At 40.4% G+C, this 21396-nt stretch carries 22 protein-coding genes; 14 read left to right on the forward strand and 8 right to left on the reverse strand.

Annotated features, from left to right (window positions below):
• The first annotated feature begins 139 nt into the window (after positions 1-139).
• Entirely contained in the window at positions 140-727 is a 588-nt protein-coding gene (locus EWE74_RS05505) for a redoxin domain-containing protein (RefSeq protein ID WP_130140485.1), read from the forward strand.
• Positions 727-1758, forward strand: a complete 1032-nt coding sequence (gene gap, locus EWE74_RS05510; RefSeq protein WP_206365147.1) for a type I glyceraldehyde-3-phosphate dehydrogenase — start codon at positions 727-729, stop codon at positions 1756-1758. The genes EWE74_RS05505 and gap overlap by 1 nt, the downstream gene beginning before the upstream one ends.
• On the opposite strand, the gene EWE74_RS05515 is transcribed toward gap, so the two are convergent.
• A complete protein-coding gene (locus EWE74_RS05515) occupies positions 1709-2485 on the reverse strand; it encodes a TIGR02757 family protein (protein ID WP_130140487.1) in 777 nt (258 codons plus the stop codon). The genes gap and EWE74_RS05515 overlap by 50 nt on opposite strands.
• A gap of 191 nt (positions 2486-2676) precedes the next feature.
• Between EWE74_RS05515 and rlmF the strand changes: the two genes are divergently transcribed.
• Complete coding sequence (gene rlmF, locus EWE74_RS05520; RefSeq protein ID WP_130140488.1) at positions 2677-3585, forward strand: 23S rRNA (adenine(1618)-N(6))-methyltransferase RlmF; 909 nt, start codon at positions 2677-2679, stop codon at positions 3583-3585.
• 17 nt (positions 3586-3602) lie between these two features.
• On the opposite strand, the gene EWE74_RS05525 is transcribed toward rlmF, so the two are convergent.
• Positions 3603-4967, reverse strand: coding sequence for an NfeD family protein (locus tag EWE74_RS05525; protein ID WP_130140489.1), 1365 nt, complete (start codon positions 4965-4967; stop codon positions 3603-3605).
• 24 nt (positions 4968-4991) lie between these two features.
• On the opposite strand from EWE74_RS05525, the gene EWE74_RS05530 reads away from it, so the two are divergent.
• The 3 genes from EWE74_RS05530 to EWE74_RS05540 are packed head-to-tail and all read left to right on the forward strand — an operon-like array spanning position 4992 to position 7325.
• Positions 4992-5738 (forward strand): hypothetical protein, encoded by a 747-nt coding sequence (locus tag EWE74_RS05530; RefSeq protein WP_130140490.1) that lies wholly within the window; start codon positions 4992-4994, stop codon positions 5736-5738.
• A 10-nt stretch (positions 5739-5748) separates the two neighbouring features.
• Positions 5749-6660, forward strand: coding sequence for a LysM peptidoglycan-binding domain-containing protein (locus tag EWE74_RS05535; protein WP_130140491.1), 912 nt, complete (start codon positions 5749-5751; stop codon positions 6658-6660).
• A gap of 20 nt (positions 6661-6680) precedes the next feature.
• A complete protein-coding gene (locus tag EWE74_RS05540; RefSeq protein WP_130140492.1) occupies positions 6681-7325 on the forward strand; it encodes a uridine kinase family protein in 645 nt (214 codons plus the stop codon).
• Positions 7326-7546: 221 nt separating this feature from the next.
• Here EWE74_RS05540 and EWE74_RS05545 read toward each other — a convergent pair whose 3' ends face one another.
• The gene (locus EWE74_RS05545) at positions 7547-8770 is read right to left on the reverse strand and encodes an MFS transporter (protein WP_130140493.1); all 1224 of its coding nucleotides are present in this window, start codon (positions 8768-8770) and stop codon (positions 7547-7549) included.
• Positions 8771-8903: 133 nt separating this feature from the next.
• Here EWE74_RS05545 and EWE74_RS05550 point away from each other — a divergent pair, with 133 nt between their 5' ends.
• The 7 genes from EWE74_RS05550 (at position 8904) to EWE74_RS05580 (ending at position 16988) form a co-directional block, all read left to right on the forward strand.
• The gene (locus tag EWE74_RS05550; RefSeq protein WP_130140494.1) at positions 8904-9341 is read left to right on the forward strand and encodes a transposase; all 438 of its coding nucleotides are present in this window, start codon (positions 8904-8906) and stop codon (positions 9339-9341) included.
• Between the two features lie 2 nt (positions 9342-9343).
• Positions 9344-9988, forward strand: coding sequence for an SCO family protein (locus EWE74_RS05555; protein ID WP_130140495.1), 645 nt, complete (start codon positions 9344-9346; stop codon positions 9986-9988).
• Positions 9989-9995: 7 nt separating this feature from the next.
• Positions 9996-10424 carry a c-type cytochrome gene (locus EWE74_RS05560; RefSeq protein ID WP_130140496.1) on the forward strand — a complete coding sequence of 143 codons (429 nt, stop codon included), beginning with the start codon at positions 9996-9998 and terminating at the stop codon, positions 10422-10424.
• Positions 10425-10682: 258 nt separating this feature from the next.
• Positions 10683-11258, forward strand: a complete 576-nt coding sequence (locus tag EWE74_RS05565) for a TetR/AcrR family transcriptional regulator (RefSeq protein ID WP_130140497.1) — start codon at positions 10683-10685, stop codon at positions 11256-11258.
• A 1-nt stretch (position 11259) separates the two neighbouring features.
• Positions 11260-12603: a TolC family protein gene (locus tag EWE74_RS05570; protein WP_239018566.1), complete on the forward strand. Its 1344-nt coding sequence runs from the start codon at positions 11260-11262 to the stop codon at positions 12601-12603.
• 38 nt (positions 12604-12641) lie between these two features.
• A complete protein-coding gene (locus EWE74_RS05575; RefSeq protein ID WP_130140499.1) occupies positions 12642-13781 on the forward strand; it encodes an efflux RND transporter periplasmic adaptor subunit in 1140 nt (379 codons plus the stop codon).
• A 33-nt stretch (positions 13782-13814) separates the two neighbouring features.
• Complete coding sequence (locus EWE74_RS05580; RefSeq protein WP_130140500.1) at positions 13815-16988, forward strand: efflux RND transporter permease subunit; 3174 nt, start codon at positions 13815-13817, stop codon at positions 16986-16988.
• A gap of 80 nt (positions 16989-17068) precedes the next feature.
• On the opposite strand, the gene EWE74_RS05585 is transcribed toward EWE74_RS05580, so the two are convergent.
• Positions 17069-17776, reverse strand: a complete 708-nt coding sequence (locus tag EWE74_RS05585; RefSeq protein ID WP_130140501.1) for a class I SAM-dependent methyltransferase — start codon at positions 17774-17776, stop codon at positions 17069-17071.
• Positions 17777-17944: 168 nt separating this feature from the next.
• On the opposite strand from EWE74_RS05585, the gene EWE74_RS05590 reads away from it, so the two are divergent.
• A complete protein-coding gene (locus tag EWE74_RS05590) occupies positions 17945-18784 on the forward strand; it encodes an MBL fold metallo-hydrolase (RefSeq protein ID WP_130140502.1) in 840 nt (279 codons plus the stop codon).
• A 27-nt stretch (positions 18785-18811) separates the two neighbouring features.
• Here the strand turns inward: EWE74_RS05590 and EWE74_RS05595 are convergent, their stop codons facing one another.
• The 4 genes from EWE74_RS05595 to EWE74_RS05610 form a co-directional block, all read right to left on the reverse strand.
• Positions 18812-19228: an SH3 domain-containing protein gene (locus tag EWE74_RS05595; RefSeq protein WP_130140503.1), complete on the reverse strand. Its 417-nt coding sequence runs from the start codon at positions 19226-19228 to the stop codon at positions 18812-18814.
• Positions 19229-19302: 74 nt separating this feature from the next.
• Positions 19303-19755, reverse strand: coding sequence for a GreA/GreB family elongation factor (locus EWE74_RS05600; RefSeq protein ID WP_130140504.1), 453 nt, complete (start codon positions 19753-19755; stop codon positions 19303-19305).
• A 103-nt stretch (positions 19756-19858) separates the two neighbouring features.
• Complete coding sequence (locus EWE74_RS05605) at positions 19859-20416, reverse strand: hypothetical protein (protein WP_130140505.1); 558 nt, start codon at positions 20414-20416, stop codon at positions 19859-19861.
• 77 nt (positions 20417-20493) lie between these two features.
• A complete protein-coding gene (locus EWE74_RS05610; RefSeq protein ID WP_130140506.1) occupies positions 20494-21378 on the reverse strand; it encodes a bifunctional 5,10-methylenetetrahydrofolate dehydrogenase/5,10-methenyltetrahydrofolate cyclohydrolase in 885 nt (294 codons plus the stop codon).
• Positions 21379-21396 lie beyond the last annotated feature (18 nt).

The raw sequence follows: 21396 nt of genomic DNA on the forward strand, positions 1-21396 counted from the left end.
CAATTTAACAAATAACCTAAAGGTCTCTGCGAAATCAGAGACCTTTTCTTTTGCATCATCATTTTTTCATCATTTAATCGTTTGGGTTAGTTGGTTGCTATAATTTTTCCTAGTTTTGGACTTCAAAAAAGTTCATCTGATGAAACATATATTCACTAGTCTTACTATCGGCGCGCTCACAATCTTTAGTGCTTGTCAATCAAATAACAATAATGCAGAAAATGCGCAGCACCCGGCTGAACACCATATGGATCAACAACAAGATCCTACAACCTCACAACCAACAGCACCGATGGCTAAAGAAGCTGCCAAGCAATTACCAGACTTTAAATTTTATAAAGTCAAATCTGGTATAGGATTTACCAATGCGGATATACCTGCCAACCGAAACACTGTATTTATCCTTTTTGATCCAAGCTGTGGTCATTGTCAAACAGAAACGGGGCTTTTGGCTAAAAATTATGAAAAGCTAAAAGATGTCAACCTGTATTTTGTCTCCATGAATGACCCATCACTTATGGCTTCTTTTTTGGAAACTTTCGGTAAAGAACTTGTCGACAAGCCGAACGTAGAAGTGCTTTACGATAGAAACCAAGAATTTATTCAAAAATTTCATGTACCGGCGCAATTTCCAGCGAACTACATTTACGGTGTGGATGGTACTTTAAAAAACAGTTGGGACGGCGAGAAAAGTATTGATTTTGTTATAGCTGAGTTTATAAAATAATGAACGTTGCCATCAATGGGTTTGGAAGGATTGGACGCAATACCTTGCGTAGTATATATCGGCGAGGCCTTCAACAGGAAATCCAGATTATTGCTATCAACGATTTAACGGATACGGCGACTTTAGCACATTTACTGAAATATGATTCGGTTCACGGACCATTTCCCCTTACGGTACATTATGATAAAGAGCATCTTTATATCGAAGGGCAATCTATTAAGGTATTAGCAGAAAAAGACCCCTTAAAACTTGCTTGGGGTGTACTGGACGTAGATGTCGTTATCGAATCAACGGGAGTTTTCACGACGAAAAAAAAGGCCGCCCTGCATCTGAAAGCAGGTGCAAAACAAACTATTATATCGGCGCCTTCACCAGACAAAGAGGTGCCCACAGTTGTTTTAGGTATAAACGATACGACATTTGATTGGTATACTCCCCTATTTTCAAATGCCTCGTGTACAACCAACAATGTTGCTCCGTTAGTCAAGATCTTAGATGAAAACTGGGGTATTAATGATGGTTATATTACAACTGTACATTCGATGACTGGTGATCAAAATTTACATGATGCACCCCACCGAGATTTGCGCAGAGCTCGTGCGGCGTCCTCGTCCATTATACCAACGACAACAGGTGCTGCAAAAGCAATTACGAATGTATTTCCACACCTCGAAGGAAAACTTGGCGGCGCGGGTATACGCGTTCCCGTCCTGAACGGTTCTCTAACTGACTTCACCTGTACATTAAAAAATCAGACAACAGTAGAAGAAATTAATGCCAAATTTAGAGAAGCTGCGGATGGCTCCCTAAAAGAAATTCTTTATTATACGGAGGATCCTATTGTCTCCGTGGACATTATCAACAATCCGTACTCCTGTATTTTTGATGCACAGCTAACCTCCATTGTCGGTGGGCTAGTAAAAGTGGTCGGATGGTACGATAACGAATTTGGCTATTCCAATAGATTAGTGGATTTATTGGTTAAAGTTCACCTATTACACCGATACCAAACAGTGCAAAATCGTACTTAACGGGATCATCTGGATCAAAGCGTTTTAAATTTTCTGTCAGTTCGACGGCTGTTTTCCAATTAACTTTATCCGAGGTAATCAGCCCAAACTTACGGGCGACACGTTCTACATGCACATCACATGGACAGATAAGATCACGGGGGTTTATTCGATCCCATATACCAAAATCTACGCCCTTGTTGTCTTTGCGAACCATCCAACGCATAAACATATTTAATCGTTTGCAACTGGATTTTTGTAATGGAGAGCTGATATGTTTTCTCGTACGGATCGGATAATCGGGCAAAGAAAAAAAATATGCTTTAAATTCATTCAAGCTTCGTTCCATAGAAAAAGATATATGCTGCTGATTACCAATCAAAAATGCATCTTCTAATGACGTGAAACGACGATAATGGAAACGCAAAAAAGAAACAAAATATAGCAAGTCCGTATCGTTAAAAGTGCGGTGTTTAAACCCTAAAAGATTCTTCAAATCCACTTCATTATGCTTTATAATAAAATTTGCGGGCTCGCCATCAAAGCGCTCAATCAATTCTTTACATTTGTTAATAATGGTCTTCCGTTGACCCCAAGCCAAAATAGCAGCGAAGAAACCCATAATCTCTATATCTTGTTTCTTGCTAAATAAATGGGGAATGCATATCGGATCATGCTCAATAAATGTGGATTGGTTAAACGACGATACTTTGTCGTCTAAAAATTGCTTCATGTCGAAGTCTGCCATACACTTGAATATCTATACTTTAATTTGTGCATAAAGATACTTTTTTCGCGTTTATTATCTGAACAATGACAGGATAAATAACGAACAGATTCTTTTTTAAAAGAAAACCACAACGAGCTCATCCATACAAATTAAAAACAAAATACGCATGGATATATAAAAGCATTACCTTTGCATTAAATTACACATATATGGATTCTAAAAATAAGAAGAAGAACGTATTGCATCCCAGAAACATACATCAATCTGGTTATGATTTCCCTAAGCTAGCGGAAGCAAACCCAGCATTGAAAGATTATATCATCGAAACAGCGTTCGGCACGATATCCATAGATTTTGCGAATCCTAAAGCTGTCATCGAACTCAATAAAGCACTCCTGATGGCTTACTATAACGTGCAAAACTGGTCTATTTTAAAAAACAGCCTCTGCCCTCCTGTTCCCGGAAGGGCAGACTATATACATTATGCTGCCGATCTCCTAGCGGCGGAGAACAACGGGATTATTCCAACCGGTCCTCAAATTCATGTTTTAGATATCGGCACAGGTTCTTCTATGATATACCCTATTTTAGGAGAACGGATATATGGTTGGCGTTTTCTCGGTACCGATATCGACATTACGGCATTAAATCACGCCAGATCGCTCGTTAAAAAAAATAGTGGTCTCGCAAAGAAGATCGTGTTCCAGCAACAAGAAGACAAAAGACATATTTTCGAGGGCATTCTGCATAAAGATGATTACTTTGACCTCGTTGTCTGTAACCCGCCTTTCTATAAATCAAGGGAAGAAAACTGGCAAAAGACCAGTAAAAAATTTCATGCCCTTCATAAAAACAAAGAAGCACTTCCGGTACAAAACTTCGGCGGGCATCCCAACGAACTCTGGTGCGAGGGAGGGGAACGAAAATTCGTTCGCGATATGATCAACGAGAGTATGCGTTTCAAAGCACAATTAGGTTGGGTTACAAGCTTGGTTTCCAATAAAGAAAATCTAGAACCCCTTATTGCTGTATTAGAATATAACAAAGCAGCTAAAGTTGAAATCATCAATATAGCACAAGGTCAAAAAGCAATCCGTATTTTAGCTTGGAAATGGTAGTGTAAGAGCGTTACGCCTTACACATCACCTTTTTCGGGCTTATCCTTGAGCTTCCGGACAAAAAGATTGTAGTTTTCATGCTTTTCTACATATACTTCTTCTCCGGCCTCGATAAAACCGTCTAAAGCAACCGCATCGTACCATACGCCATCAATCTCAATCTTGCCTGCCGGTCTTAGAACCGTTCGGGCAACACCATTTTGATAAAGCAGATTTGTTTTCTGTGGCGACGAGGTATACCCTACGTCCGCTTTCTGCTCATCATGAAGCACTAATCGTCTAAAGGCAGACGACTTCAGGATATTTTTTCCGAAAATAACCATTAAGATAATAGAGAGCACCATCGCTCCCGTTACAATTAAAAATGACTCCATCAATAATCCTGGTTGGGCTAATTTAAAATCAAAAAAGTTGTTGTCTACCATGGAGAAAGCAAGGCCACAAAGCACACAGATAATCCCCAATATACCGGCTATACCAAATCCCGGTATAACAAATACCTCCAACAACAACAGGGCGACCCCTACGATAAATAGGACAATTTCCCAATGGTCTGCCAACCCTTGCAAATACAACGGTGCGAAAAACAGTACACCGCATATTGCGGCAACGACGAGTGCAAATCCAATTCCGGGTGTTTGTAGTTCAAAATAAATACCACCTATAAGCCCTAATATCAAAAAACCACTGACCATCGGATTAATCAAAAATGCAATGATACGATCCACCACGCTAATGTGATGTTGCACCACTTCCAAATCACCTTTTTCAAGCTGCTTATAGACTTCTCCCACATCGGTCACGACCGCTTGAACAAGACCCGCTTTTACACCTTCTGTTGCTGTTAACGTCAACAGTTTACCATCAGGCTTCAATTGTGGCACGGAAACTTCAGGATCTACAAAGGCTTCTGCTATTTTGGGATCCCGCCCTTTAGCCTCGGCTGTCGCGCGCATCAGCCCCCGCATATACGATTGATATTTTTCCGGCATAATCTCCCCACTTTGGTTAACAACACTCGCCGCCCCCATACTTCCACCTTTTTGCATAAAAATTTCGTCCGAAGCCAATGAAATCAATGTGCCTGCAGAAGCAGCATTATTGTTAATATAGATTACTGTATGCATAGTGGACCCCAAGAGCTTGGAACGTATAGAATCTGCAAAATTTACGGCCCCACCAAAGGTATTCAATTCTATCAAAAACATTTCAGCCTGTAGTTCTGCTGCTTTTTGATGTGCCAAATTCACAGTTCGCCATGCGTTTGGGCCAATATCTTCTTTGATATCCACTTTATATATTTTTTGTGCCGATGCAGTGAAAAGCATAACACAAAAAGTAAAAAGAAAAGCAAAAAAGGATTTCGTAAATTTGTTCTCCATGGATTAATGTTTTTTGCTATAGTAATGACTAAATATACAACATTTAAAACATTTGAAAAAAACTTTCCGTATCAAATATGGAAAATTGTAGCAGATGCAGCTTTAAGACAAATTGCTGTGGAACTCCGAGACACGGAGTCTACCTGCGCTATACTTTATATCTTTGACTTTGATGGCAACGAGCTGCTAAAACATAAAGAAATAGATGAAAAAGAGTGGACACTGGAATCCATCCAGCATCATACGCTTATTTTGAAACGTGTGGGCGACACACAGCCGGTGAAAGAAGGTATTTTATTCTTAGATATGCAAGGTACCCCCCGTCATTTATGGCAAGAATATACCTGGATAGATACCTATCGTGATGTGGTAAAGGTGCGGCACCGTAATTTCCAAAGTGGTTTTGAAGAATATATTGATATAAAAACACTCGAAAAGAAATCTAACACGGGGCAAGAACAAGAATATTGCAGTGCTATCAAAATGCCTGTTCCCTATAGCGGTAACTTACCCCTCTATCTACAACATGTAGGTATACAAGATCTACCTTGGATTAGCCGTGCAGCAGACCGCATACTTTGGTCATACCATACAAAAGAGCATGGGCATTATCATTTAAACCTTTCGGTCGCCGATACATCCAAATTACTAGTAACACAATGTTTATTATCCGATATGCCGAAAATGATTCCACAACCGTATTTTCAAATAGAAAATCAAATATTTTTAATGTCATATAATAAACGGAAAATTGTTTCGTATTTAGTATAATTGCAAACATATGGGAAAAACAAAAGCTTTTTCGACCACGATAAAATTAGGCGCTCTGGGGGTATTATGCTACCCTCTTTTTCTGACTGCTAAATCCGCTGAATATAACGTTAATGAACCCTTTTCTGTTTCGATTGCTCCCGATTCGATCGGTGTGGAAGTCGTAAACGGCGAAATAAATATTATCCACCGTATCGAGCGAAAAGAAACGTATTATGCATTGAGCCGGCGATATAATATCCCTGTAAACCGTATCATGGAGGTGAACAATAAAAAAACCCTTAAACCTGGTGATACCGTAAAGGTTCCTACCGGCAGACAAGGGTCTTCGATGACAACTGTTTCATCGGCTCCGCAAACCCAGCAACAGGAACAACCCATGGTGTTAACCGAATATAAAGTTGGTAAAAGCGAAACCCTATATGCTATTTCTAGACGGTTTGGCACAACGGTAGAGGCGATTAAAAAAATGAACGATCTCCAATCAGATTCTCTCCGGGAGGGCATCACGCTGAAAATCCCAAATGCGGATTATCGAGAGCCTATTCCAGAAATCCCTCAACAGCCCATTCTTATCGATACGTCTTCCACTTTGGAGTTAACCCCGGAACAAATCATTGCATCAAATCGCTATGGTATTCGCGAAAAACAAGAAAAGGGCATTGGCGTATGGATTAATGATCTGGAGACGGATGGTAAAAGTAATCTCGCCCTTCACAAAACTGCCCCCATAGGCACCATTTTAAAAATCACGAATCCAATGACGCGGAATGTTACCTACGCCAAGGTAGTCGGAAAATTCACGGATACGGCCGAGACAAAAGACGCTATTGTCGTCTTATCAAAATCTGCTGCGGCTTACATCGGTGCCCTTGACAGAAGGTTTTTGATAGAAATAGCATATGGTGTACCTTTGCAATAAATAAACTTAGGAAGGTATAAATGGATAAACCATACGTTATCGGTATTGCGGGCAGTAGTGGATCAGGCAAAACGTTCTTTCTAAGACGTTTTCTCGATCATTTTCATCCTGATCAAATTACACTCATTTCGCAAGACGATTATTATATCCCCGCAAATACCAAAACAAAAGAAGAAAATCGGTTATATAACTTTGATTTGCCCACGGCTATTAATCGAGAATCTTTCTTCCACGATATAAAACAACTTTTCGACGGACATACCGTTTACCGACAGGAATATACTTTTAATAATCCTAATATTACCCCTAAAATACTCGAAATTAAGCCTGCCCCCATCCTCATTGTAGAAGGTTTATTTATTTTCCATTACCAGGAGGTTAACGAACTACTAGATTATCGGATTTTCCTAGATGCTTCGGAATCAGTTGCGCTAGAAAGGAGACTGCAACGAGACCTAATGGAAAGAGGATATGATCATGACGATGTGATGTACAAATGGATAAACCATGTTGTTCCGGCTTATGAACAATATTTGGTTCCATTTAAATCGGCATGTGATTTAGTGATCATCAATAACACGAATGATCCTAAGATCATTGATAATGCCGCTCGTGAAATTTCAGTTGGACTTAAACCTATGCGAATTACCACAAATAAAAAGTGAATAACTATTTAAATTCAATCTAAACAATTATCTTTGTAGTTGAGATGGAAAAGATAATAACCCCATTAATCTATATAGAAGATGGGAACCCCTTTCTTGACGAAATCAAAAAAGGGATAAACTGCAACCCAGATTTGGGATGTTGTGTTTTTAAAAAATGTTGTAAAAAATATAAGCGGGGCAAACGCTGTAAAAAGTGTCCCAAAAGATAGTCTTATATACTATTCTTCCATATAGTTTAAATCTTTATCGAAGCTCTCCTCTAGTCTCGTCAAGGCGAAAATAGCAATAATAGATAATAGTATAGTGACTGCCATTGCTGCGTGGAGTATCCCCATATTTGGCACCAACCAACCATATAAAAGTGTGGACGGGATCAATGCCCCCCGCACAAAATTTGGAGCCGTCGTAGCCACTGTCGCACGGAGATTTGTACCAAACTGCTCGGCAGAAATAGTGACAAACGTGGCCCAGTAACCCACACCAAGTCCTAATAGAAATGCCAACACCAAGAACTTATTTTCGGAAATACCGGTACTGGATAAATACCACACGGAGAATAAGATAATGAGCACCTGGCAGATAAAGACCACCTTTTTTCTGGATCTGAACCATTGCGCCAACAATCCCGCAAAAACATCGCCCAACGAAATACCTAAATAGGTGAACATTACGCCCTTTCCTGCACTCAACGGCGTTTCACTTTGCAAAGCTCGCCCGATCTCTGGTGCTTGCGTGACCAAAACGCCCACCACAAACCAAATAGGCAACCCAATACAAAGGCAATATACATATCGAAGAAAACGTTCTTTCTTGTTGAATAGCATCCATAAACTTCCCTTAACGGCTTGCTGGTTATCTTTCTTCTTAAATAACCCTGATTCAAATGTTCCGACACGCAGTAACAACAAACAAAGCCCCATTCCACCACCAACAAAATAAGCTGTCCGCCAGTCAAACCATTCGGAAACATAGTACGCCAAAATCGCCCCCAATACACCTAACCCGGCTACGATCATGGTACCATATCCACGTTTTCCCTTATCCATACTCTCGCTAACCAATGTAATGCCTGCTCCTAGCTCGCCGGCAAGGCCTATACCTGCCACGAAACGAATCCAGGCATAGGTGTTTACATCTTGAACAAAGCCATTGTATAGGTTTGCCAGTGAATACAGAACAATAGATCCAAAAAGCACTTTTAACCGTCCGAATTTATCGGCAATAACACCCCAAATAATCCCACCAAGCAGTAATCCTGCCATTTGCATATTCAACACAAACTCCCCCTCAGACCGCATCTGCCCTTCTGGAATCCCGATATCTTTAAACGATTGTACCCGTACGATGGAGAAAATAATTAAATCATAGATATCCACAAAATAGCCAAGCGATGCGACCAAGACCAGCAGCCATACTTTACCGGGTTTAGGATTACTTTCCATAATAGTTTAGCGTTGAGGCGCGCAATTTACAATCTTTTCTATTTATTACAAGAAATAAACAATCATAATCTGCTTTAAATATGGGGGGAGTCCTATATTTGTAATATTGAACATCACTAAATAAAAAACGAACATGATGAAAAAGCTCACTTTGGGCACTTTAGCATTCGGTTTATTCCTTGCAGGTGCTTGCCAAAACACAAACGGAAAAAACGAAGAAGCCGAAAAGCTAGCAAAGGAGGCTATTGAAATACATGATGAAATCATGCCTCAAATTTCTACTTTCAACAAACACGACATTTTGATAGATTCTTTGTTAGAAAATCTTTCTATATTAAAAACTGCGGATGTCGATCTCGACACGACAGAAACACGTGAAAAGTTCCACGCTTTGAAAGCAAATCTAGAATCAGCTACGGATAAAATGATGGTTTGGATGAAAGAATATGCAATGGATAGCACAGATGTGAACTATCAAAAAGCGGAAGTAGAACGTATTTCTGAACTGAAAACAGAATTTGAACAAGTAAAATACGAAGCGGAGAGCCTATTGGCTCCTTTTAAAAAGTAAGCATGAAACGTAATCTAACAACATACCTAAGCGTAGTTGCACTTTCGTCTGCTTTATTTGCCTGCTCGGGAACAAGCGAAAAGAAACTACCCATCATCGGAGAGCGGGAGACGGAAGAGCGAGTAGTAGATGGTAAAACAGTCGTAGACACGATTTATCACCAGATTCCAAGCTTTTCTTTTATTAATCAAGACAGCGTAGAAATCACCGATAAAGATTTCGACAACAAGGTATATGTTGCTAATTTCTTCTTTACACATTGCCCAAGTATCTGCCCTACCATGCAACGAAACCTGTTAAAAGTATATGAAAAATACAAAGACGACGAACAGGTCGCTTTTTTATCACACAGTATAGACTTTAAATACGATACGCCAAGCGTACTTAAATCGTATGCGGAAAAATTAGGTGTTACCAATAAACAATGGCAATTTGTAACGGGTGATAAAAAGGCTATTTATGGCATTGCAGATAAATATCTGGTTTATACAAAAGAAGATGAAAATGCACCAGGTGGTTATGATCACCAAAGTTACCTCGTGTTAATTGATCCGCAAAAACGTATCCGAGGCGCCTATGACGGAACCAATGATGAGCAGGTTGCACAGCTATTTGTCGACTTGGAGATCCTTTTAAAAGAACAATAGACCTGCCATGCGAAATACGATATTTTCGTTGATAGCAATAAGCATGCTTATCGGCATGCTTATTTTCTCTTGTCAGCCCCATGTAAGTATCGAAACCGCACAATATGCCATAAATGGGCAAAAACTTTATGTTACCCACTGCCAGAGTTGCCACGGTGCAAAAGGCGAGGGATTGGGCATGCTCTATCCCCCATTGACCGATACCGCCTATTTACAGAAAAACAGATCTAAACTCGCGTGTATTGTTAAGAACGGCATGACAGGTCCTATCGAGGTTAATGGAAAAATATTTGAGGGCGATATGCCCGCAAATGCCGAATTGACGAACGTAGATATCGCCTATATATTGACGTATATTACCACTACATTTGGTAATAACACCGAAACATATACACAAGAAGAAGTTAAAAAAAGTCTAGCGGATTGTCGGATGTAATTGTTGTTTATAGCGGCGTATAAAAAAGAAGGTTTCCAAACGGGGAGAATGGAAACCTTTCTAAACTAACCAATTATAAACCTAAATTATGATACTACAAAGATAAGCCAGATTAGTTGATTATGCAAATAATCCCCTCCTAAAAAAGCATATTTAACAAAACATTAACATTAGTGTTCTAAATACACTATCTAGCACTCGATTTATAACAAATATTTGACATTTAAGGCTTCATTTTTTTGCTACATTTGCACCCGAATGAACGTTCAATTGCTAAATAAAAAAGAGGCGATTTTCGAAAGCACGCTCAAACTTGTTAATGAGTATGGCTTTCACGGTACGCCAATGAGTCAGATTGCTGCGCATGCTAATGTCGCTACCGGTACAATCTACCATTATTTCAGTTCCAAGGATGAATTGATTTTAGAACTTTTTAAATATTGCCGGGAAAAAACAAACGAGCATATTTTCAGCTTTGAGGAAGATCTGCCCTATAAGGAGAAGTTCTTTTACATTTGGAATCGTTTGGTGGAATACTATGTGGCACATAGAGAAACGTTTTGGTTTATAGAACAATTCTACTCGTCACCCTATTATGAACTGATAAAACAAAAAAAGACAACCTATTATGGTGTTGACAAAATGCATCTGTTTTTTGAAGAAGGCATAAAATCCGGTATTCTCCGAAACGTCAGTTTCTACACGTTAATATCGGTATACATAGGAGCAGCGACATCCCATGTGAAAATGGTTACCTATGGCTTTTGTAAAATGCAGGCAAAAGGCCGTGAGGAGTTAATTGAAATAATTTGGAATGGTGTTAAAAATCAATAATATGAAGTTAAAAAAAGTTGCTTTATCGTTGCTTCTTGCGTGCTGTGTCGCGGGATACGCACAAGCACAATCTGTTAATACTAAGGAGAAATCTGAAAAACTCAACAGTGACGCTACACTGGACGAGCTAATTGACTATGCGCTACGTAATAAGATAGATTTAAAACAGGCTCAAATTGACCAGGAGATTGGAGAGCGGGAAATCGCATCAGCATTGTCAGGATGGCTTCCACAAATTAATGCGTCGGCTTCCCTGATCCACAATATCAAACTACAAACGATGGTCTTCGAAGGCCAAGCCAGACAGTTAGGGGTAAAAAATAATAGTACCGTTGGCTTTCAGGCTGATCAGGCAATTCTTAGCCCAGAATTATTTCAAGCATCCCGTGCGGCGAAATACATACGTCAGCAGAACAACCTGAATTTGGAGAACACAAAAGTAAATACGGTGGTGGACGTAAGTAAAGCGTATTACGACATCCTTACTTCAGAAGAAACGATTAAGATTATTAATGAGAATATCACCCGTCTAAAACGGCAGTATACAGAAGCTAATGCACGTTACGAAACCGGATTAGTCGACAAGATAGACTATAAACGGGCACAGATATCGTTGAATAATGCCAATGCACAATTAAAATCAGCCAACGAGGCTCGGAAATATAAGTACGATTATCTAAAATCTCTTATAAATATTCCAACAGCGGAAGAAATTTCATTATCCTTCGTCAATCAGTCGTTAGAATCTAATATCTTATTGGATACTACTGAATTGCTTCATATTGCCGACCGTGTGGAATTCCGCCAGCTGGAAACGTTGCGGGAAATCCAGAAATTGAATACACAATACCAAAAGTGGAGCTTTATGCCGCGATTGGGTGCTTACGCAAATTACAATTTCAATTACCTAAACAACGAATTTAGCCAGTTGTATGCGCATAACTATCCCAGTTCGGCGGTCGGTTTGTCGTTAACCTTTCCGATTTTCACGGGTACAAAACGTATACAGGAAATCCGTAGATCGGAATTGGAAGAAGAGCGAATCGAGTGGGATCTACAGAATTTAGAGAATATGATTAGTACGGAGTATTCTGCAGCCATGGCCAGCTATCGTTCTAATATGAATGAGTGGAGGAATGCAAAAGAAAATATGAATTTATCTGAAGAAGTATATAACACGATAAAGTTACAATACGATGCGGGTGTGAAAACCTATTTAGAGTTGATGACGGCGGAAACCGATCTTAAAACCACGCAGTTAAATTATCTCAATGCATTATATGCTGTTCTTTCTAGCAAGTTAGACATTCAGAAAGCATTAGGAACAGTAGAAACAACACGATAAAACAACCCTTAACAATCAACCACGAAATACACGAAAACATGAATACGAATTATTTATTTTCTGCACTAATTATAGGTTCTGCTTTGTTCTGGCAATCTTGCGGCTCTAAGGACGGCGCACAGCAACAGCAAGGAGCTGCCCAGGGGCAAATGGCCACCCCTGTGACGACAACGATGGTAGAGAAACAGATAGTTTCTGGCATCAAAAGCTATCCGGCCAGTGTTGTTCCGCTCCAGGAAGCCGATCTAATGGCGGAAGTATCAGGGTATGTGACTAAAATATATGTCGCGGACGGTGCTACCGTAAAACAAGGACAACCTTTGTATGAAATCGATCGCATTCGCTATCAAGCGGCTGTTGATCAGGCAAAAGCAAATTTGGAGATCGCTAAAGCGAATCTACAACGTGTAGAAAAAGATTTAACACGTTATCAGACGCTTGCGGAACAAGATGCGATTGCAAAGCAGACGTTAGATTACGCGCTAACAGATGTCAATAATCAAAAAGCACAGATCCAAGCAGCACAAGCCGCATTGACCACGGCACAAACCAACCTGGAACGTTCTATTATACGCGCTCCTTTCAGTGGTGCCCTAGGGATTTCACAAGTTCGTACAGGCGCATTGGTTTCCCCTGGTACAACACGTTTAAACACCATCAGTGCAATCGATCCGATTGCTGTTGAGTTTCAAATTAGCGAGAGAGAAATTTCTGAATTTGCAGCTTATCAGTCCGGTAAATCGTCGACCGAAATTAGTGTTTCCTTACCTGATAGAACCACCTACACGCATACCGGAAAAATCGCAACCATGGATAGAGCTGTTGACCCTACTACAGGAAGATTAAAAGTACGTGCGTCGTTCAGTAATTCGCAAAACGATCTACGTGCAGGGATGAACCTGACCATGAATGTGAAAAGCACTTCGGCTTCAGAACAATTGGTTATCCCGTTTAAAGCTGTACAAGATCAACTGGGTGTTTATAATGTATACGTCGTAAACGACAGCAGCCAAGCAGAGATACGTCCTGTAGAACTCGGTTTAAAGCTCGAAGATAAAGTCGTTGTAAATTCAGGTTTAGAAGCGGGAAACAAAATTGTTGTAGATGGTATCCTGAATGTACGTAGTGGAGCAAAAGTTGTTGAACAACCAGCAGCACAAGACACGCCACAGAAATAGTTGTTGAAAACTTAAACAAGTAGAAAAAATAGTATGATATCAGAAGTTTTTATAAGAAGGCCTGTCACGGCGATCGTTATATCTATCTTGATCATGATTATAGGTACGATTTCCATTATGACGTTGCCTATCAGTCAATATCCATCGATCGCCCCTCCTACAGTTACGGTAACGGCAAACTATACGGGTGCTGATGCGCAAACCGTTGAACAGACGGTCACAACACCGATAGAAAGTCAGATTAACGGTACGCCCGGCATGATTTACATGTCTTCTAACAGTACGTCCAACGGTCAATCCGCTATAACGGTTACCTTCGAAGTAGGTACTGATATTGATGTCGCTACACTTGACGTTCAGAATAGGGTCGGTATCGCTGAACCAGCTTTACCAGAGGCTGTACGCCGTTTAGGTGTGACCACACGTAAAGCGAATACAGACATCTTGATGCTTGTATCGTTAGTATCACCTAATGGAACACGCGATGATAAATTTTTAGCTAATTATGCTAACTTATATATTAGGGACGCTATTATGCGGGTAAAAGGTGTGGGTGACGTGACTGCCTTTGGGCAACCCTTCTCTATGCGTGTATGGCTAGATGCTAACAAATTAGCGGCGTTAAATTTAACACCGGCAGAGGTTTCCAGTGCTATTGCAGAACAGAACTTACGTATGCCGGGTGGTTCGGTAGGCGCTCCTCCACAACAAAATTCGCAAGTGTTTGAATATCCCGTCATCACGGATTCGGATTTATCGTCGGAAGAAGATTTTGAAGAGATCATTGTCAAAACAAATCCTGTCGATGGTTCTATTGTGCAGTTAAAGGATGTTGCACGCGTGGAACTTGGTCAATTTAACTATGCGACTACGACTCGTGTCAATGGCATGCGTTCTACCGGTATGATGGTAGCCCAAACACCGGGTGGTAATGCTGTAGAGACTGCAGAAGGTATTTATGCCGCATTGGACAATCTAAAAAAATCATTCCCGGAAGATGTCGATTACGTTGTGGGATATGAAACCGTTTCGGTCGTGAAAGCGTCTATCGAATCGGTTATCCATACCCTAGTGGAAGCATTGATCTTGGTAACGGTTGTGGTATTCTTTTTCTTACAATCATGGAGGGCGACCTTAATTCCTGTACTGGCTATTCCAGTTTCTATTGTAGGAACATTTATCTTCTTTACGTTATTTGGATTTTCCATCAACAACCTGACCTTATTAGCATTTGTATTGGCTATCGGTATTGTGGTCGATGATGCGATTGTCGTGGTAGAAGCTGTGCAACATTATATTGATCATTACAAGATGGATGCGAAAGAAGCTACTCGTCATGCGATGAAAGATATTACAGCTCCGGTTATCGCCATTGGTTTTATCTTGGCTGCCGTATTTGTACCCGTCGGTTTCATTCCAGGAATGGTTGGACAGCTCTATCAACAGTTCTCCATTACCATTGCTGTTTCGGTATTGTTATCCGCTTTTATAGCCCTCTCCCTGACACCGGCATTGTGTTCCATCATGTTGAGACCTACGTCAGTGAATAAAGATGCTAAAGGCCTAAACAAGTTTTTCTATAAATACAATCTTTGGTTCGATCGCGTAACGCATAAATACTCCCGAGGAGTCAAAACCATGATAAGGAAAGCGCCATTGGCTTTAATTATTTTGCTGTGTCTTTTCGTTGGTACGGGCTATATGTTCACCGTAAAGCCGAGCGGGTTTATTCCTACCGAAGATAATGGTATGTTTTTCGCTGGAGTTACATTACCTGAAGGCGCTTCTGCGAGTCGTACCGCATCTGTATTAGATGAAATTGAAGCCGATTTACGCAAAGATTTCCCCGAAATCCAACATATCACCCTTATTTCCGGTATCAATATACTGAATAGGTCGTTTAAATCTAACGGCGCCACACTGTTCGTATCTTTAAAACCATGGGCAGAACGTAAACGTACGGCTGCCGAGGTTACTGGTGCAATTATGGGTAAATATCGGGGGTATGCTAAAGCTAGTATATTAGCCGTAACCCCTCCTGCCATACCAGGTTTAGGTGCATCTGGTGGTTTCTCCATGATGATACAAGATCACCAAACGGTCGATATCAAACAGTTTGAAGCGGTTGTAGGAAAGTTTCTAGGTGCCGTTAACCAACGTCCGGAAATTGGTATGGCTTATACTTTATTTAACTCGAATTCGCCTAACTTTAAAATTTCGGTAGATAGAGAACAAGCCAAAAGGATGTCGGTTCCCGTATCTTCCGTCTACAGTACCATATCGGCTTATTTAGGTTCTGCTTATGTCAATGATTTCACGCGCTATGGGCGTAATTTCCGTGTCGTGACACAAGCTGATCAAAATTTCCGGATGAATATTGAGGATATCAATAAGTTGTTTGTTAACAACGCCCGGGGAGAATCCGTACCTTTAGGTTCCTTAATTAGTTGGGAGCTTGTACAAAACCCGTCCATCATCAACCACTATAATATCTTTCGAAGTATTGAAGTGAGTGGTAGTGCCGCTCCAGGATATAGTTCGGGGGATGCGTTAAGAGCCTTGGAAGAGGTTGCAGCAGAAACACTACCTGATGGATATGGATATGACTTTTCGGGAATATCTCTACAGGAAAAACAATCCGGCAACATGACGGTCATGATTTTTGCGTTATGTGTGGTGTTTGTATTTTTGTTACTGGCAGCCCTTTACGAAAGTTGGTCGGTTCCATTTTCGATCTTACTGTCCGTACCAATTGGTGTATTCGGAGCCATCTTGACGCTATTGTTCATTCCTGCATTGGATAATAATATTTATGCTCAGATCGGTTTGGTAACCATTATTGGTCTTGCATCCAAGAATGCGATCCTTATTGTAGAGTTTGCAAAAGAACGGGTCGATATCGGAATGCCTTTATTGGAGGCAACTTTGGATGCTGTGAAATTAAGATTACGACCGATCATTATGACGTCCTTTGCATTTATATTGGGGATCATTCCATTGATGCTGTCCACCGGTGCAGGAGCTTTCTCACGTCAAACAATTGGTTGGACCGTATTCGGCGGTATGACTGCAGCTACTTTACTCGGTATATTTGTCATCCCCGTGCTGTTTTACGTGATTACCAAAATGGCTTATGGGAAGAAAAAGCTTGCGGAACTGGAAGCTAATTTTGATGCCGAAAAAGCAAAAAATCTAAGTTCTCACTAATAAGCGAAACAAATTACCATAAAAAAGAAAGGACGTCCATGGTGACGTCCTTTCTTTTTTATGAACCTATTTTACCACACCTATTTAAACCCTACAAAAGATGCAAAGCATAAGTTCTTATGTAGTATATCAACTTTTTTAAACCCAACTTTTTCCAATAGTTGTAGTTGATACATTAAACTGCGGGGTGAGTCTTCTTTCTCGATGTAAGCAAATACATGGTCTCTATATTCCCGATCTTTTAATCCCACTAAATATTTGCCATACAAATCATGGTAAATATACTGTTGTAAATCAGAGTCCGTCTGATGCACTAAATCAAATATCCAGATACTACCGCCATCGTTCAATAGGCTAAATAGCTTTTTAAATGCCGTTTCCCAATCATGATCGTCTCGAAGATGGTGCAATACTGCCGTTGCAATGATCACGTCATACTTCTCCGTACCAAAATCCGCTGTCCTGAAATCACCTTTGAGCATATTCACTTTTCCCGTTGTTACGTCACCTACCCTTTCCAATGCCTTATCTAACATCGGCTGACTTAAATCCAGCAACGTAATATCAATATTGCTCATCTTCTGTGATAATTTTACGGTATAATTTCCCGCGCCACAGCCGATGTCTAAGACCGAACGAAGTTGAGGATAGCAACGTGTAATACCCTCTGTGATGAGCTCCATATTAAAGGTTGCATCGAGTGTTGTCTGTTGGCCTGTTTCCAATTGTGAGAATCGCTCTACATCTTTATCAAAGCGTTCTTCGATTTCCTGAATGGTTGATTTCATCTTGCTGATTTTTTTGACAAAGTTTTCTAATTTTTCAATAATACTAATATTATATAAAGCTGCCAAGAAGTCCATTTTTTTTTCATGAGTAACGAGCATTGTTATAGATAAAATGCCAACACGTTTAAATTTGCTATCTTTACGATAAAGGCAAACTTTAAACACTGTATGAAACTATATACTATTGACACCGGATTCTTTAAGTTAGACGGCGGCGCCATGTTTGGTGTGGTACCAAAATCATTATGGCAACGCACCAATCCTGCTGACGAACGTAATCTATGTACTTGGACGAATAGATTGCTGCTTATTGAGGACGGTAAACAATTGATTTTAGTGGATACCGCCATAGGCGATAAACAAGACGAAAAGTTTTTCGGCCACTATTTTTTACATGGAGACGCCACCTTGGATAGCTCACTCGCGAAATATGGTTTTCACCGCGATGACATTACCGATATTATCCTTACACACCTTCATTTCGACCATTGTGGCGGTGCCATAAAACGGGAAGGCGATCAGCTCGTGCCCGCCTTTAAAAATGCACGTTTCTGGAGCAATGAAAAACATTGGGAGTGGGCAATACACCCAAATCCGAGAGAAAAAGCCTCTTTTCTCCGGGAGAATATTCTCCCCATACAGGAAAGCGGACAATTGCATTTTATACAACAAGGCACACCCTTTTCCCCTAACATTGACATCCGCTATGCACACGGGCATACCGAAGCCATGATGTTACCCCAAATTCGTTACCAAGGAAAAACTATCCTGTATATGGCAGACTTACTACCCTCCGTAGGGCATATTCCCCTTCCCTATGTCATGGGGTACGACGTACGTCCGCTCATCACCATGGAAGAACGACAGGATTATTGGCACGAAATCGTCGATAACGAATATATCTTATTTCTAGAACATGATCCCGTTAACGCCTGCTGTACATTGCAGCACACGGAGAAAGGTGTTCGATTGAAAGATACGTTCCGATTAGAAGAAATGTTTGGCTAAGTTTGCTGCACGTTAAGATATAGCTATCTACACAAGTTCGATATTTTCCGCATAGCAATATCCTTCGATATTGTCTGTGCGAATAAGCCACCAATAAACGTTGGCGCGACTAACCACGGTAACTATTTCGTCTTTTTGTACATTGCCTATAGTAGGTAGCTCTACGCCAGGACCTTTATGAATGTTTAACATAGGCTCGTTCACGACCAACCGAGCCCTACATCCTTTTACGGTGGCTAATACATCGATGTCTAATAAAACTTCTCCTGAAATAAAATTAGGATCGATTTGGCTATACATGTCCCACAGTTTATTTTTTGCTTCTGCATTGGGTGCTATGCCTCGAATAATTAAAACACCATTTTGCTCCATAAACTGGAAACCGTCGGTGATTAAATTCTCGGCTGTAGCTAAAAGCGTTTTATATTTATCAAGTAGTGCCATGGTCTGGAAAGAGTTACTTATTAATGAAACAATAAATCAGGTAGGATTGTTTGAAATTACTGCCGATACTATCTTTAGCAAATTGCTGTTATCGATTGTTTCGTTCCGTTAAAGACAATCTGGTCTCCCACTTCGCGGCCCAACAACAATTTCCCGATCGGTGAAGAAGGCGAAATCACCATAAAGTTCATCCCTTCAACTCGTTGTTGACCCAAACTGACAGCCATAAAATAAGTTACTTTGTCCGTCACAACGATAGCTCCTATTTCGACTTTTTCTTTAATTTCTGTTTCCATTTTTTGCAGTACAACCCAATCTTTTTTTGATTGTAATAGTTGTGTGTGATAGCGGTTCAAATCTTGTTGTATCATCTCACGCGATGTTTCATATTTATCGCCGGCACTACTTTTAGTCTCACTTTCTATTGCCTCTTGTGCCTGTTGGATAGCAAACGCCGTTTCTTCCAATCGCCCTTCAATCTGCCTAAGACAATAGCTTAACAATTCCTTTTTTATACCAATATCCATCTTGTGTAGAAAGCTTATAAAAAAACCTCCCGATTATTCGGGAGGTTCAAAGATATATTTTAATCGTTAGATCTACTCATAAATTAATGATCAGATCAAATTACTAGCGATTTTTCAAATCCTTCACTTTCTTTTCTGCATCGTCGGCGACCTTGTTTGCCTTCTCTCCGGTCTTTTCTACGGCATTATCAATCGCCTTTCCAGTAGCATCTGCAGCATTTTTTGTCGCATCAACCGTTTTATCGTATGCTCTATCTAGTGCATTTCCTGTAGCCTTAGCTGCATCTTTAGTCGCATCCACAGCTTTGTTTGTACCTTCTTCTACCTTCACACCAGCTTCTCGCGCAGTAGCTTTGGTTTTTTCCCACAGGGTATTCGCTTCATCATATGTTTTACGGGCGCTCTCTTCTGCTTTTTTATCTCCCTTTTCTATGGCGTCGTCCAAATCGGCTTTTGCTTTATTTACCTTTTCCTCAGCTTTCGCCAGTTCTTCCTGCAAGGTAGCATGTGCATGGTCTTTATGTTCCTCTAACGTCTCCAGTGTTTGATCCAGCTTTTCGCCGGCCGTCATTTCACTCTCTGTATCGTTGTTTTTAGGGTTATTACATGATGCAGCAACGATCATACCTGCAACTGCTACCATTAACATTACTTTTTTCATATCAATAATTTTTATTTAAGTATAATAGCGTCAATACAGTATGCATACAATTACTATACCAAAAGCGTCATACGCACCTATTTCGGATAGACGGTACCCTTTGCAGCCTCCAGCGTATTCTTTAACAAACCTACGATGGTCATCAATCCTACGCCACCCGGAACAGGCGTAATCCAAGATGATTTCTTAGATACCTCCTCAAAATCTACATCTCCATACAGCTTAAAACCAGATTTCGTTTCTGTAGACTCTTCTCGGTTGATACCAACATCAATGACAATAGCATCTTCTTTCACCATATCTGCTGTTACAAAATGCTTACGGCCAATGGCCGCCACTATAATATCTGCCGCCAATACCTCTTCTTTTAGATTTGCGGTACGGCTGTGGGTTAATGTCACGGTACAGTTTCCCGGATTACTGTTACGGGCCAATAATATACTCATTGGCGATCCAACAATATTACTACGACCGACAACTACCGCTTTCTTACCTGCCGTATCAATGCCATAATGTTCCAGCATGAGCATAATACCATAAGGTGTAGCCGGAATAAAACAAGGTAAATTACGCTGCATCCTTCCTAAATTGATCGGATGGAAACCGTCTACATCTTTACGATGATCGATCGTTTCGGTGATCTTTTCTGGATCGATATGCTTTGGTAAAGGCAATTGGACAATCAGTCCGTCAATATTCGGATCTTGGTTAATCTCTTTTATTTTCGCAATCAGCTCATCCTCTGTAACATCTACATGGTATCGAATATTCGTCGACTCAAAGCCTACCAGTTCACAATTGCGCATCTTACTGGCCACATACGTTTCACTTCCGCCGTCATTTCCCACCAAAATCGCTACCAAATGCGGTTTGCGTCCAGATTTTGCTGTAAATGCTGACGCTTCATTTTTAATATCTTCCTTTATTTTTGCCGATACCAGCTTTCCGTCTAATAAATTCATTTATATACGTATTATCTG

Origin of the sequence: Sphingobacterium corticibacterium (assembly GCF_004208525.1) — a bacterium.
In the GTDB taxonomy this organism is placed as follows: domain Bacteria; phylum Bacteroidota; class Bacteroidia; order Sphingobacteriales; family Sphingobacteriaceae; genus Sphingobacterium; species Sphingobacterium corticibacterium.